This is a genomic window from Salinicola sp. MIT1003, assembly GCF_001858555.1.
Classification (GTDB): Bacteria; Pseudomonadota; Gammaproteobacteria; order Pseudomonadales; family Halomonadaceae; genus Salinicola; species Salinicola salarius.
The window spans coordinates 137,887-150,866 of the sequence record NZ_MCAP01000059.1 but is presented as its reverse complement, the minus strand read 5'-3'; the positions used below and the strand labels follow the sequence as shown (position 1 = coordinate 150,866).

The window sequence follows — 12,980 nt, the reverse complement described above, 5'->3', positions numbered from 1 at the left end:
GGGGGCGAATCATCGTCACCCTGGCGTTACCTCACGCGTGGACCACTTCTATTCATCGGCTTGGAACAATTACAGCAATGAAAGCCAAATCTCGATCACTCGATCGAATCGATCTCAATATCCTGCGTTGCCTGCAGGAAAATGCACGAATTTCCTACGTCGATCTGGCATCGCAGGTCGGTCTGTCGACGACGCCCTGCCTCGAACGCGTCAAGCGCCTCGAGCGGGCGGGCATCATTCGTGGCTACAAGGCCATACTCGATCCGCAGGCACTGCGCGCCAACCTGCTGGTGTTCGTCGAAATTAGTTTGAATACCCAATCGCCGACCGTCTTCGACGAGTTCCGCAAGGCGGTGGCGAAGCTGCCGCAGATTCAGGAGTGTCATCTGGTCTCTGGGCAGTTCGATTACATCCTCAAATGCCGGATTCCCGAGATGTCGGCCTATCGGCAACTGCTGGGCGATGTCGTGCTGACGCTCCCCGGGGTCAAGGAGTCCAAGAGCTACGTCGTGATGGAAGAGGTGAAGGAGGCGGTGGCGTTGCCGATTCCCGATCTCGACCTGGACGGCAAGTAACGCGCTGGAGGCGATCCGCTGCCACCGGCAGCCGCTGCGCTTCGGGCCAGATCATGGAGAAAGGTCATGCAAAGATCATGAACGACGAAGCACTGTTGCGCTATAGCCGTCATATCATGCTGGACGAGATCGATATCGCGGGGCAGGAGCGGTTGCTGAGTTCCCGCGTGCTGATCATCGGCGCTGGCGGCCTCGGCTCTCCCGCTGCGCTGTATCTGGCGGGCGCGGGCGTCGGGCGTCTGAGCATCGCCGATGACGATGTCGTGGAACTATCGAATCTGCAGCGCCAGATCGCTCATACCGAGGCGTCTCTGGGGCGATCCAAGGCCTGCTCGGCGGCCGACGCGGCAAGAAAAATGAACGCGACCTGTGATGTGCGAGCCTTGAGCGCTCGGCTCGTCGACGAGGAGTTGATTGCTGAAACCGGAGCCGCCGATGTGGTGCTCGATTGTACCGACCGCTTTTCCAGCCGCTTCGCGATCAATCGCGCCTGTGTCGAAACCCGGACCCCGCTGGTGAGCGGTGCGGCCATACGCTTCTCGGGGCAACTGGCGGTCTTTGATACGCGCGAGCCGTCGTCGCCGTGCTATGCCTGCCTCTATGGGGAGCAGGGTGACGACGAGGCGCTAACCTGTGCGGAAAGTGGCGTGGTGTCCCCGCTGGTCGGGATCATCGGCAGCTTTCAGGCCCTGGAAGCAGTGAAGCTGATCAGCGGCGCCGGACAGCCCCTTCGCGGGCTGTCGACGTTCGATGCCTTGAGCGGCGAGTGGCGTCGCTTCGCGTTGCCGAGAGATCCGGCCTGTGCGGTATGCGCAGGACGGTGAGCGATACCGCTTCAGGATAATAAACCCGAGTGCTCATGTCGGGTGTCGGATAGGCAGGTTGGGACAGTCAGGCCTCGGATAGTTTCAAGGCCCGCATCCACCGACCCACCTTGCGGCTCTCCATCGGTTGTTCCAGATAGACGCTCAGTAGCCTGCGCCACTCTTCAGACCGCCATTGCGTCAGTCGGCGAGCGAAAATTTGCAGGTCACGGCGCTTCTCTTTCCCGGCCATCAGCAACGGCCGGGATTTCTCCAGGTCGATGAACCTGGCATCGAAGCCATGAGGAGCCGCGTCGTCGGCACGTAGAAAGACGTGCTTGGCATAAAGGCTGCCATGGCGCCAGCGGCGGTTATGCAGTGTACGAAGCAGCTCGCCGCAACTGTCGATAATGCGCCCTCGGGTTGGTTCGGGCGTGTCGGACCACCCTGAGTGGATATCGATCATGTCGGCATACCCTTCGAGCTCGGGCGTGATCAGGATAGCCTGCCAGTGTCTGACGTTCTTTCGCTCTTCGAAATAGGCGGTTTCCAGAGCGGGAATATTCAGCCGGTGAAACGTCGCGACGTTGCGTGCCTCACGCGCGAAGGTGGGTTCGCCGAGGGGGCGCTGGAGGCTGCGACCCAGATGGTTGGTTTGGCGTTTGACGAAAAAGGTTCGTGGCGGCAAGTCCTGTGCCTCGAGAGTGACTCGGCTGACTTCCGAATGGCCACCTCTTTCCAGGTTGGGGGCATCGACGGGATCGAGATCGAGTGACCAGAGCGCGTCGAAATCATCGATTTGGTTCTGCTGAAAGTAGGGTTGATATCGGGGAGCAAGAAAACGTTGCACAGTGGGTCCTATCGACTGCTTTTCTTCATGGGTCGTCGCTGGAGGCCAGCCTGCAAACCTGCCAGAGCAGAGTGGCCAACTCGCCGCTTCACTTCACCGGCTTCGAGCGATTGGGTGTCTTGTTGGTTCTGCGCTGGATTCGCAGCCGGGGGAGAAATTATAACCGCGGGGAGTTTGATCGACAGAGATCTGAATGAATTAAGGCGCTGCTGGATATTATATTCAACAACACTAAAGTAGATGAAAATTCCTCTTCCTCTCGATCTCGATATCCTGATAGTCTAGTAGCTATTGTAGGTCGCTGAAGCCCTTTGCTACTAGATATTGATTTTCTATGTGCAAAAGTGTCAGTTCGGCGAGAAAGGAATCGTTTGGAAACGCGCCCGATATGCGCGTTTTGGCCTGATTTTGGCCTAAAGAGTTCATGGTCGCGATCCTGCGATCTTTTGGCCTGGCATACTTCAGCGTAAAGTGATGAAGTGTGTCGGGCGTCTTTTTATTGGCAACGCGAAGGCTGCCCTCTGATGGCAGGCCGATATAGTAGCTTCCCCCCGAATCTTTTCGCGATCTCTCCGTTTCTCTCGTCGTGTATCGCGCGCGGCATCAATCGGCCCTGTCATCCGAGAAGAGTACATGCATCAGCTTTTGACGCAGGTTAATTGAAATGGGTCGAGAAAGGCGCAAGCTGAATTCCAATTAACTTTATTATTAAGTTTAATTAGAGCGACGCCGAATCAATTGGATCTCTCGTTCGATATTTGGGAGTGCTCTATGGAATGACAATGAAATTGACTGCGCGAGATTGGCAGGCTGTCCACCATCAAGCGAAGAATGCTCCCAGGACCGGGACGTTGGCTCACCGAGCTCAGGCCATCGGGATGCCCTTGGGAACCTTGAAGACGCGGGTCAAGAAGCTGATGGATAGAGGCATCGAGCGGGAGCGTGCCATTGAAATTGCGCTGAGCAAGCCGGTCGGGCCTCAGGGACGTCCCAGGAAGCTGACCCATCGCTAGCGCAGGGATGTAGGGATAAGGGACGAAGGCAGTCATCAGCAGAGCCATGCACTCTCTTCAGCGGGCTGTTGCCGACGCCGTGGGAGAGGGGAAGCCATCGAGTGACTTTGAATGCGAGCCCCGGAGCGACGCCCGGGGCGATCCGTCTTGTAGAGGAAAGCAGAAAAAGGCGTGAAGGTCAGGAAGATTGAGGATTTTCCTCCCACTGCGGCTTGCCGTCGCGCATCAGGACACGCTCGCCCTCGGGCTTGTCGTCCAGCTTGGCTTCATGAACTTCGCCGTCATAGCGGTACCGGACATCGTAACCGACGGTCTCCTGTTTGCTGTCGTTGACGGTGCTGCAGCGCTGTTCGGTCGTCTGGTAGGTGTCGCCCTGCTGCATCTGCTGCTGGACCTGATTACCCGCCAGTCCGCCGCCGACGGCACCTGCTGCCGTCATGATCTTCTTGCCGCTACCGCCGCCGAACTGATTGCCCACGACCCCGCCGACGATGGCGCCAATGGCCGTGCCGGCGATGCGATTTTCGTCTTTCACCGGGCGCTGGTGCGTGACCGTGACGTTCTCGCAGACCTCACGGGGTGTGCTGGAAGTCTGCACGATCGGGTCCACACTGACGATGTCGGCATATCTCGGGCCGCTTTCGGAGGATTGATAGGCCCCGACAGCGACACCACCAGCGATGCCCAGTGCCGCTATGATGCTGCCAATGATGATCGGCTTCTTCATGACCTTGCTCCTTCTTCGTACTCACCGTGGATATCGCGACGAGGCGTGAGTATCCGACGGTGGCTGCCACTTCTCTTTTGGTGTCCCTGTCGATTGCCGGTCGGCATCCGCCTTGAGAATCGACGCGTCCGGACGAGTTCTCCAGATGGGCTCAGTATAGTCTCGAAGCACTCGCCAAACGCCTGTGTCAGGCGTTGTTGAACACTGTTTTCATTTTGGTAACGAGGTGTTGTCGAATGGCGACAGGCCTCGATACGGCAGACAGCCGTCTGGCGAAAAGCCGAGGAAAGGCAGCCGAATATTCGGGGGAGCGGCCGAGAAGGGTTGGTACGAGGGAAGGAGCGGTACATTCGTCGGCACCGTGATCACGGTGCCGACGATATCGGTCGTGGCGTATTACAGCTCGAACGTCGCCAGCTTGCGCTCGACCTTGGCCTTCTTCAATTTGGCCACCTTGGGCAGGCCGTTCTCGAACGGGGGGAAGTCCTCGCCCAGAATCAGCGGGGCGAGATAGCGTCGCCCGGCTTCGCTGATATAGAGACCGTCTTCGCTGATGTAGTCGCGCGGCATGAACTTCTCGTGGTTGGCGATCTCCGACAGCGGCGCCGCCTCGATCTTCCATTCGTATGGCGTGTCCGAAACGCGCTTGATTGCCGGCATCATCGAATTCTGCCCCGCCAGGGCGAGTTCGACGGCGGCTTCGCCCACGGCATAGGCCTGATCGACATCGGTCCTGGAGGCGATGTGGCGTGCGGCGCGCTGCAGGTAGTCGGCCACTGCCCAGTGGTATTTATGGCCGAGATCTTCCTTGACCATGGAGGCCAGCATCGGCGCGACTCCGCCCAGCTGCTTATGGCCGAAGGCATCGGTGCTGCCGGCATCGGCAAGGAAGGTGCCGTCGGCATATTGCGCGCCTTCGGAGACCACGATCACGCAGAAGCCGTGACGTTTGACGGCCTCGTCGATACGCGCCATGACCGTGGCCCGATCGAAGGCGATCTCGGGAAAGATGATCACATGCGGTGCCTGTTCGGGCGACTCGCCAGCCAGCGCGCCAGCGGCAGCGATCCAGCCGGCATGACGACCCATGACTTCGAGAATGAACACCTTGGTCGAGGTGGAGCACATCGATTCGATGTCGAGCGCCGCTTCTCGTGTCGAGGTGGCGACGTACTTGGCGACACTGCCGAAACCGGGTGAGTTATCGGTGATGGGCAGATCGTTGTCGACGGTCTTGGGCACATGGATGGCCGTCAGGGGGTAACCCATCGTCTCCGAGAGTTGAGAGACCTTGAGGCAGGTATCGGCGCTGTCGCCGCCGCCATTGTAGAAGAAGTAGCGGATGTCGTGAGCCTTGAACACTTCGATCAGGCGTTCGTATTCGGCGCGGTGCGTCTCGATCGACTTGAGCTTGTATCGGCAGGAGCCAAAAGCGCCTCCCGGTGTATGGCGGAGCGCCGAGACGGATTCGTCGCTCTCCTGATTGGTATCGATCAAGTCTTCCATGAGCGCGCCGATGATGCCGTTATGCCCGGCATAAAGGTGACCGATGCGGTCCGGGTGGCGGCGGCAGGCCTCGATCACGCCGCAGGCGCTGGCGTTGATGACGGCGGTGACGCCACCGGACTGGGCGTAAAAGGCATTATGCTTGGCCATGTCGGCTCTCATCTCCTGGTATTCGGTTATGCTGGCTCACGTCGTTGGCCCGGCGTGCGCGGATCTTCTACCGGTGCTGACTTCCTTGACGCTGCGCGGTAGAGACAGCCTGTCTTCGGCCACCAAGTGATGAAGCCCGGCGGTCAACGGCGTGATGCCTCTTGTCGAGGATGTTGCGATATCGCGAGTCACGGATGCCGGCCCAGCATAGCCGAAAGGCGAATGCCTGTTAACACGAGAAGCCCGTAGCTGCCTCGGTCATTTTTCTGCGACTGCGGAATGAGTTAGCCGCTAACGCCTGTCACTGTTGCCACGATGAGCGGGGTATCTGGCAGCGGTGTTTCGATACGTTTCCGGAAGACATCAAGGATCATGGAGCGTCTCCAAGCGGCTCTCGAGGCCATTTTTCGCTCAATGGCAGGGGGGGCGGGTTCCACGGCGAGCGGGCCGGTGGCCCGGCTCGCGAGGCCATGCTAGGCTCGCCGGCTCATGCAAGGGAGAGTGGTATGCACGTTCATGTAGTGGGGGTCTGTGGCACGTTCATGGGCAGTCTCGCGCGTCTGGCAAAGATGCTGGGATATCGCGTGACCGGCTCGGATGCCAACGTCTATCCCCCGATGAGCCTTCAGCTCGAGGAGATCGGCATCGAGTTGATGGAGGGTTATCGTCCCGAGAATCTCAAGCCGGCTCCCGATCTGGTCATCGTCGGCAATGCGCTCTCCCGGGGGAATCCGGAAATCGAAGCCTTGCTGAACGCCAAGCTCCCCTATACTTCCGGGCCGCAGTGGCTGGCGGAACACGTATTGCCGGGGCGGCAGGTTTTGGCAGTAGCGGGGACGCACGGCAAGACCACCACGGCGAGCATGCTGGCCTGGATACTGGAAGCCGCGGGTTTCGAACCCGGGTTTCTGATCGGCGGTGTATTGCGCAATTTCGGATGCTCGTCTCGTCTTGGCAAGGCCGGTGCGCCGTTCGTGGTGGAAGCGGACGAATACGACACCGCGTTCTTCGACAAACGTTCGAAGTTCGTCCACTACCGCCCGGATGTCGCGATTCTCAACAACCTGGAATTCGATCACGCGGATATCTTCGCTGATCTAGCGGCTATCGAGCGCCAGTTTCACCATTTTGTTCGAACCGTGCCGGGTAACGGCGGCCTGTTGGTCGCCGACGACGAGCCGGCACTGGAGCGGGTTCTGGCGCAGGGCTGCTGGTCGCCGGTACAGCGCTTCGGTCAACGTGACGGCAGCGATTGGCGTTTTGCGCTCGACCCGGAGGATAGCCGTGTCTTTACGGTGACGGCCGGTGGCGAGCAGCAGGTGGTTCATTGGGCGATGAGTGGCCGCCACAATGCCGCCAATGGCGTGGCCGCGCTGGCGGCCGCTCATCGGCTCGGGGTTTCGCTGGCCGACGGTTGCCGAGCGCTATCCACTTTCGCGGCGCCCAAGCGACGCCAGGAGGTCCGCGGGGAGGTGGCCGGGATTCAGGTGCTCGACGACTTCGCGCATCATCCCACCGCGATTGCGCTGACCCTCGAAGGGCTGCACCAGGACCGCCACGGTGGCCGGTTGCTGGCAATCATCGAGCCGCGCTCCAACACCATGCGCCAGGGCACGATGAAATCGCGCCTGGCCGACAGTACGTCGATAGCCGACCGGGTCTGGTGGTATCAGCCACCGGGGCTGGACTGGTCGCTGGACGAGGTTGTCGCCGGACACGCGGCTAGCCGGGTATCCAGCGACCTCGGCGCGCTCGTCGGCGAGGTCGTGGAGGCGGCAGCCTCGGGCGATCGAATCGTGGTCATGTCCAATGGCGGATTCGGCGGGATTCACGGCAAGCTGCTTCAGGCACTGGAGGCTCGTCATGAGGCGCGATGAAGCCGCGACGTACGCAGCGCCAGTCGCCGTGGCGTTGACCGGCGCTTCCGGCGTGCAATATGGGCTGCGTCTGATCGAGTGTCTGGTGGGGGCCGGGCACGAGGTTTACGTGATGATTTCGAAAGCGGCGCATCGCGTCGTCGCGGTCGAGACCGATATCGATCTGCCGGCGCAGCCGGATCGGCTGGCCCAGTCGTTGACCGAGCGATTCGGCGCTGGCGAGGGGCAGGTTCGCTGTTTCGGGCGGGAAGACTGGATGGCGCCGGTCGCTTCCGGCTCCGGCAACTGGCGGGCGCTGGTGATCTGCCCATGCTCGACCGGCACGCTCTCGGCGGTAGCCTGCGGGGCGAGCAACAACCTCATCGAACGGGCCGCCGATGTCGCGCTCAAGGAGCGTCGGCAGCTGATTCTCGTGCCTCGGGAGACACCGCTCTCGGCGGTGCATCTCGACAACATGCTCAAGCTGACCCATATGGGCGCCGTCATGCTGCCGGCGGCGCCGGGGTTCTATCACCGTCCGGACAGCATCGAAGCGATGATCGATTTCATCGTGGCGCGGATACTCAACCAGCTGGGTATCGCTCAGACATTGATGCCGCGCTGGGGTGACTGAGCGCCTGTTCACAATCTGCTGCGTGTCGGCCGCACGTTGTTGGGTCGGAGCTCGGCGGAGACAACAGCCGGAGGCTGGCCCGTAGGGTGAGCAAAGCGAGTCGAACGACATCGGAATACTTATTTACCCCGATGTAATTCCGTTTCCTGAGCCGTTTTCGCCTGGTTTGATCTGGCTCGCGAGATCGTGAACGGGTTCTGGGTATCGTTCTTTTGCAGCCGTTCTACAGCGGCATCATACGGGCGAGAAGAAGACGACGCGTGCCGTCTCCAGTATCAGGGAGGCGAGGCAGAGCCACACCCAGGGCGGCATGTCTCGGTCGGGGCGCTGAAAATGCTGGTAGCTGATGCGGGTCACGGCGCAGACCACCAGCCCGAGCAGGGCACCGCCGATCAGGTCGCTGGCCCAGTGAACGCCGATCACCAGCCGGGACAGCGCCATGGGCATGCAGACGATGATGCCCATCCAGTAGGCGTATCCGCGGTAGCGCTGGGGCATCACCTGGGCGGCAAACGCTGCCGTCAAACCCACCACGACGACGATCGTCGACGTATGGGCGCTGGGATAGGACATCGAGCCGGTCAGGTAATCGGGGGTGTCCGGCCGCGCCCGCCCCGCCAGATCCTTGAAGACCGTGTTGCTGACCGCGACCAGTATCAGGGCGCCGGCGATGTGCAGTAGCGCCGCGAAGCGCTTTGCATAGAGAAGCCACAGCAGCCACGGCGCCATCAGGACGCTGATGCCCATCGCATCGCCGATCTCGGCGAGTGTTTGGCTGGTTCCCACCAGCCAGCTCCGCTGAAGCAGGTTGGCGAGGGAGTGGATCTGCTCATCCATCGGCAACGGGCCGTCATGCATCAGCACCCATGTGGTCCAGCCAATCAGGGCAATCAGGCTGGTCAGCAGCAACGACAATGACGCCAGGGGGAATTCGTTCGCCGGCGCAGGCGAGCAAAGCTGGTTCCATCCCTTGGCCAGTACGGGGCTGCGAGTCATGCGATTTTCCAGCCAGCGATGCACGCGGCCGTCCCCGCTCAGTTGATAGCGGATCCAGGAAAACAGCAGCGCCAATGCCAGTAGCGACAGGGATAGCGTCAGCAGCCAGCGCTCGGCTCCTGCAGGCAACTCCATCAGCTCTTCCCACGAGCGTCCCAGCAGAAAGCCGGGCAAGAGATAGACCGGCGCCCACGCCAGGGCAGAAATGATATTGACGACAGCGAAGCGCTTCGATGGCATCGACAGCATGCCCGCGACCATGGGGATGAACGGGCGCACGGGGCCGACGAAGCGACCGACGATGACCGATAGGGTGCCATACCGCTGGAAGAACTCATTGCCTCGGCTCAGCCACTCGGGATGTTGCTTCAGTGGCCACCAGTGAGGGATCCGGCTGCGTTGCTTGCGGCCCAGCCAGAAGCTGAGGTTGTCGCCGGCAAAAGCCCCGAGGGTGCCGGCTGCCAGCACCAGTGGCAGGGAGGTGTCGTTATGACCGGCGATCGAGGCGGCTGCACTCAACAGCACGACGCCAGGAACCACGATGCCGACAACGGCCAGGGACTCGATCAGCGCCACCGTGAAAATGATAGCCAACAGCAGTTCCGGCTGAGGCGCAAGCGTATAGAGCCAGTGTGTGAAGTTCACGCGTGAGGTTCCAGCAGTTTGTTGGCGGCGGCTTCGAGACGTTTCGAGAATTGCTCCACGCTTTCCTGCGCCTGAAGGGTGCATACCCGGCTGTAGGTTTCCAGCGGGCCGATTTCTGGATGGGCGACCATCGTCACTACGTCCGAGAGCCTTTTGGCAGCGGCAATGGCTCCAGGTTCAGCCGTGTTGGGCAGAATGAGCCAGAAAACGTTGGCATTATATTCGCCGAGCAGGTCGCTCTGGCGGCTATTGTCGGAAACCGCGTGGCTGAAATTGGACGAAAGCACCTCGCGCAAGTGGCCACCGAATTGATCTCCGGCTTGATCCAGCTGGGGAATGTACACGACCAGTACGCTCAATGGCTGGTCGAGCGCAGACGCCCTGGCGATTTCTATTTTCAGGTTTGCTCGAATACAGGCGATAGGAAGTCGCTTGTCGCGTCGCCAAGGCCTCAATGTGAAGCGCTGAGCACGGGATGGGTGATTCAGCAGAACGAGCAAGGTAGCCGCAACGAGCGCCAGCCACCAGCCCAGTATCAGGTTGAGCGCCGTGATGTGTTCGTCGCCGAGCAGAGTGAGCATCGCCGGGACGAGACAGAGCGCCAGCAGGAGCGCCGGGAGGAGCGTCAACAACAGAAAGCCGAGGATTATCGACAGTCCCAGCCACAGCATGGGGGTGTCGCTACTCGGGGCTTCCACCGCACACAGAATCAGCCCGCCAGTCAGAAGTAGATGATCGACCACCGTCGGTCGCAAGCGCCCCAGCCATTGCAGCGGCAGAGAGACCAGCAACGCGATCGCTAACAGCGTAGGCGGCAATATCAAGTCGTAGTGGCGCATCAGGTGTTCCCACAGCGCGAGCCCCACCAGCAGCAACAGCGTAAGTAGCTGAGCGATCAGCTTGTATCGACTCAATGCCAAGGTTGCATCTCCGAAGCATGCTTCGCCGGCTTGCCGGTATGACGAGCGAAGCGATCGCCAATTTCCCTCAGTGGGGTCGAGGAGACCTCCCGATGAGGCACGACAGCACAGCCCAGATATCGTCGGCGCTGATGGGCGGCTTCGGCGCTGGGCGCCACGAGAATCACGGCAACCCCATAGTCATTGAGCCGATAGGCACGTTCATAGAGTGCCAGTTGCTCCTGAAGGTATCGGCAGAGCTGTTTCATGTCGGCACTCGTCGAGCGGGCGCAGCCGAAAACTACCACCTCGCCATGCAAGGCTTCTCGCTTGGCTCGCTTGAGTTCGCGTTGAATGTCGGTATCCAGCTGAGCCGGCGGGAGCAGCCAATCGGGCTTCACCGGCGGCGGCGTCCGCTGCTGTCGCTCCAGGGACAGCAGCCAGACGATAGCCAGGGAAGTCGCGGCAACGACAGCGGTTGGGAGGGTCTGCGTCCAGCCGATGTAGGTCACGCACGACAGGTAGGCCGCCACATTCACCACGATTCCGGCTCGACCCGCCAGCCCCAACAGGCACAAGGGCAGAACCCAGAGCCAGATATTCGTATGGGCGCGACCGACCAGGAGCAGGCCGACGGCGAGCAGGAGAATCGCGATGGGAAACCACGGCGTGAGACGTGCAGGACGAGCCAGCAGGAAAGCGAAGACGACGGCGCTGGTCCAGGCAGTTGCCCTCATCGCGCCTTCGGCCAGCCAGCCCGTCAACAGAGCAAGCACCAAGATAAGCGCCAGAAGCGTTTTGAAGCCGAGGCTTTTGTACTTGCTTTGCATGGTGGCTTATATTGGACCGATTGCGAATGGCGTGCTCGATTCGTGTCTCACTATCGCATGTGCCGGGACTGAGCGTATAGCGTGATCGACGATAACGGGCAAAGCGCTATCGTATCATTGACGCCAAGTTTTCTAGCCTACCGGGCCGTTGCGGATTTCGACGACGAACGGCGCTCGTTGCGGGCTACCAACGAGATGGAATAGTACACCATGCAGCAGACTGCGGCCTCTCGGGTCGAGGATATCGTTCAGTACATGCAGGATCTGGGGCAGCGGGCGCGTAGCGCCAGTGCCGCGCTGCGCCGGGTCGACAGCGGTTCCAAGAACCGCGCGCTGGAGGCCATCGTGGCTCGGCTGGAAGCGGCGCGGCCGGCCCTGGCGGCGGCCAACCGGGAGGATTTGCAGCGCGGGCGCGACAACGGGCTGAGTGACGCCCTGCTGGATCGCCTGGCGCTGACCCCCGAGCGAGTCGATGCCATGATCGCCGGTGTTCGTCAGGTGGCGGCGCTTGCCGATCCCGTCGGCCAGATCGATGGCCTGAGCTATCGCCCCAGCGGCATTCAGGTCGGCCAGATGCGTGTTCCCCTGGGCGTGATCGGTATCATCTACGAGTCGCGTCCCAATGTGACCGTCGAGGCGGCGAGCCTCTGTCTGAAGTCCGGGAACGCCTGCATTCTTCGTGGCGGCTCGGAGGCGGCGTCCAGCAATGCGGCGATCGCGGAGTGCATTCGTCTGGGGCTCGAGGACGCCGGGCTGCCGGCAGCGGCCGTGCAGATCGTGGCAACCACCGATCGTGCCGCGGTAGGGGCATTGATCACCATGCCGCAGTTCGTGGACGTCATCATTCCGCGGGGCGGCAAGTCGTTGATCACGCGCGTCGCCGACGAGGCCACGGTGCCTGTCATCAAGCATCTCGATGGGATCTGCCACGTCTATATCGATGCGGCTGCGGATGTCGACAAGGCGGTGGCGATCGCCGACAACGCCAAGACCCAGCGCTACTCTCCCTGCAATACCATGGAAACCCTGCTGGTGCATGCCGATATCGCGGCGCGGGTGCTGCCCGAGCTGGCAGCGATCTATCGCGACAAGCACGTCGAGATGCGTGGCTGTCCGCGCACCCGGGAATGGATCGACGACGCCGTCGCCGCCTCGGAGGCGGACTGGTCGACGGAGTATCTGGCACCGATTCTGGCGATTCGCATCGTCGACGGTTTCGACCAGGCGGTCGAACACGTCAACACCTATGGTTCGCAGCACACCGACGCGATCGTGACGGAAAACCTGACCCTCGCCAGACGGTTTCTGGCCGAGGTGGATTCCAGTTCGGTCATCGTCAATGCCTCGACACGTTTTGCCGATGGCTTCGAATATGGCCTGGGCGCCGAGATCGGCATTTCGACCAACAAGCTGCATGCCCGCGGCCCGGTTGGCCTCGAAGGCCTGACGACCCGAAAATACGTGGTCTTTGGCGACGGTCATGTCCGGAACTGACG

11 protein-coding genes are annotated in these 12,980 nt (G+C 61.1%); 5 read left to right on the top strand and 6 right to left on the bottom strand.

The window, feature by feature from the left end; genetic code table 11:
* Positions 1-77: 77 nt before the first annotated feature.
* Both BC443_RS17335 and BC443_RS17330 read left to right on the top strand, forming a co-directional pair.
* Entirely contained in the window at positions 78-575 is a 498-nt protein-coding gene (locus tag BC443_RS17335) for an Lrp/AsnC ligand binding domain-containing protein (protein WP_071233138.1), read from the top strand.
* 77 nt (positions 576-652) lie between these two features.
* Positions 653-1,399: a HesA/MoeB/ThiF family protein gene (locus BC443_RS17330; RefSeq protein ID WP_071233137.1), complete on the top strand. Its 747-nt coding sequence runs from the start codon at positions 653-655 to the stop codon at positions 1,397-1,399.
* 67 nt (positions 1,400-1,466) lie between these two features.
* Here the strand turns inward: BC443_RS17330 and BC443_RS17325 are convergent, their stop codons facing one another.
* The 3 genes from BC443_RS17325 to BC443_RS17310 all read right to left on the bottom strand — a co-directional run bounded on the left by BC443_RS17325 (position 1,467) and on the right by BC443_RS17310 (position 5,624).
* Positions 1,467-2,228: a lipopolysaccharide kinase InaA family protein gene (locus BC443_RS17325; RefSeq protein ID WP_071233136.1), complete on the bottom strand. Its 762-nt coding sequence runs from the start codon at positions 2,226-2,228 to the stop codon at positions 1,467-1,469.
* Between the two features lie 1,191 nt (positions 2,229-3,419).
* On the bottom strand, positions 3,420-3,968 hold the full coding sequence (locus BC443_RS17315) for a glycine zipper 2TM domain-containing protein (RefSeq protein ID WP_071233134.1): 549 nt from the start codon (positions 3,966-3,968) through the stop codon (positions 3,420-3,422).
* A 396-nt stretch (positions 3,969-4,364) separates the two neighbouring features.
* Complete coding sequence (locus tag BC443_RS17310) at positions 4,365-5,624, bottom strand: 6-phosphofructokinase (RefSeq protein ID WP_071233133.1); 1,260 nt, start codon at positions 5,622-5,624, stop codon at positions 4,365-4,367.
* A 506-nt stretch (positions 5,625-6,130) separates the two neighbouring features.
* Here BC443_RS17310 and mpl point away from each other — a divergent pair.
* A complete protein-coding gene (mpl, locus tag BC443_RS17305) occupies positions 6,131-7,501 on the top strand; it encodes a UDP-N-acetylmuramate:L-alanyl-gamma-D-glutamyl-meso-diaminopimelate ligase (RefSeq protein WP_071233132.1) in 1,371 nt (456 codons plus the stop codon).
* Positions 7,488-8,114 carry a flavin prenyltransferase UbiX gene (locus BC443_RS17300; protein ID WP_071233131.1) on the top strand — a complete coding sequence of 209 codons (627 nt, stop codon included), beginning with the start codon at positions 7,488-7,490 and terminating at the stop codon, positions 8,112-8,114. The genes mpl and BC443_RS17300 overlap by 14 nt, the downstream gene beginning before the upstream one ends.
* Positions 8,115-8,348: 234 nt before the next feature.
* On the opposite strand, the gene BC443_RS17295 is transcribed toward BC443_RS17300, so the two are convergent.
* From BC443_RS17295 to BC443_RS17285, 3 genes are read right to left on the bottom strand one after another with little or no spacing between them, the layout of a single operon-like run.
* Positions 8,349-9,755, bottom strand: coding sequence for a bifunctional DedA family/phosphatase PAP2 family protein (locus BC443_RS17295; RefSeq protein ID WP_071233130.1), 1,407 nt, complete (start codon positions 9,753-9,755; stop codon positions 8,349-8,351).
* Entirely contained in the window at positions 9,752-10,675 is a 924-nt protein-coding gene (locus tag BC443_RS17290) for a diguanylate cyclase (protein ID WP_071233129.1), read from the bottom strand. Before BC443_RS17290 ends, BC443_RS17295 begins: the two co-directional genes overlap by 4 nt.
* The gene (locus tag BC443_RS17285; protein WP_139284365.1) at positions 10,666-11,433 is read right to left on the bottom strand and encodes a hypothetical protein; all 768 of its coding nucleotides are present in this window, start codon (positions 11,431-11,433) and stop codon (positions 10,666-10,668) included. Before BC443_RS17285 ends, BC443_RS17290 begins: the two co-directional genes overlap by 10 nt.
* 261 nt (positions 11,434-11,694) lie before the next feature.
* Here BC443_RS17285 and BC443_RS17280 point away from each other — a divergent pair, with 261 nt between their 5' ends.
* Positions 11,695-12,978, top strand: a complete 1,284-nt coding sequence (locus BC443_RS17280; RefSeq protein WP_071233127.1) for a glutamate-5-semialdehyde dehydrogenase — start codon at positions 11,695-11,697, stop codon at positions 12,976-12,978.
* Positions 12,979-12,980 lie beyond the last annotated feature (2 nt).

Bases quoted from the DNA above. Each gene is read 5' to 3' on its own strand.
- BC443_RS17335 (WP_071233138.1), top strand. From the start codon at position 78: ATGAAAGCCAAATCTCGATCACTCGATCGAATCGATCTCAATATCCTG.
- BC443_RS17330 (WP_071233137.1), top strand. From the start codon at position 653: ATGAACGACGAAGCACTGTTGCGCTATAGCCGTCATATCATGCTGGAC.
- BC443_RS17315 (WP_071233134.1), bottom strand. From the start codon at position 3,968: ATGAAGAAGCCGATCATCATTGGCAGCATCATAGCGGCACTGGGCATC.
- BC443_RS17310 (WP_071233133.1), bottom strand. From the start codon at position 5,624: ATGGCCAAGCATAATGCCTTTTACGCCCAGTCCGGTGGCGTCACCGCC.
- mpl (WP_071233132.1), top strand. From the start codon at position 6,131: ATGCACGTTCATGTAGTGGGGGTCTGTGGCACGTTCATGGGCAGTCTC.
- BC443_RS17300 (WP_071233131.1), top strand. From the start codon at position 7,488: ATGAGGCGCGATGAAGCCGCGACGTACGCAGCGCCAGTCGCCGTGGCG.
- BC443_RS17280 (WP_071233127.1), top strand. From the start codon at position 11,695: ATGCAGCAGACTGCGGCCTCTCGGGTCGAGGATATCGTTCAGTACATG.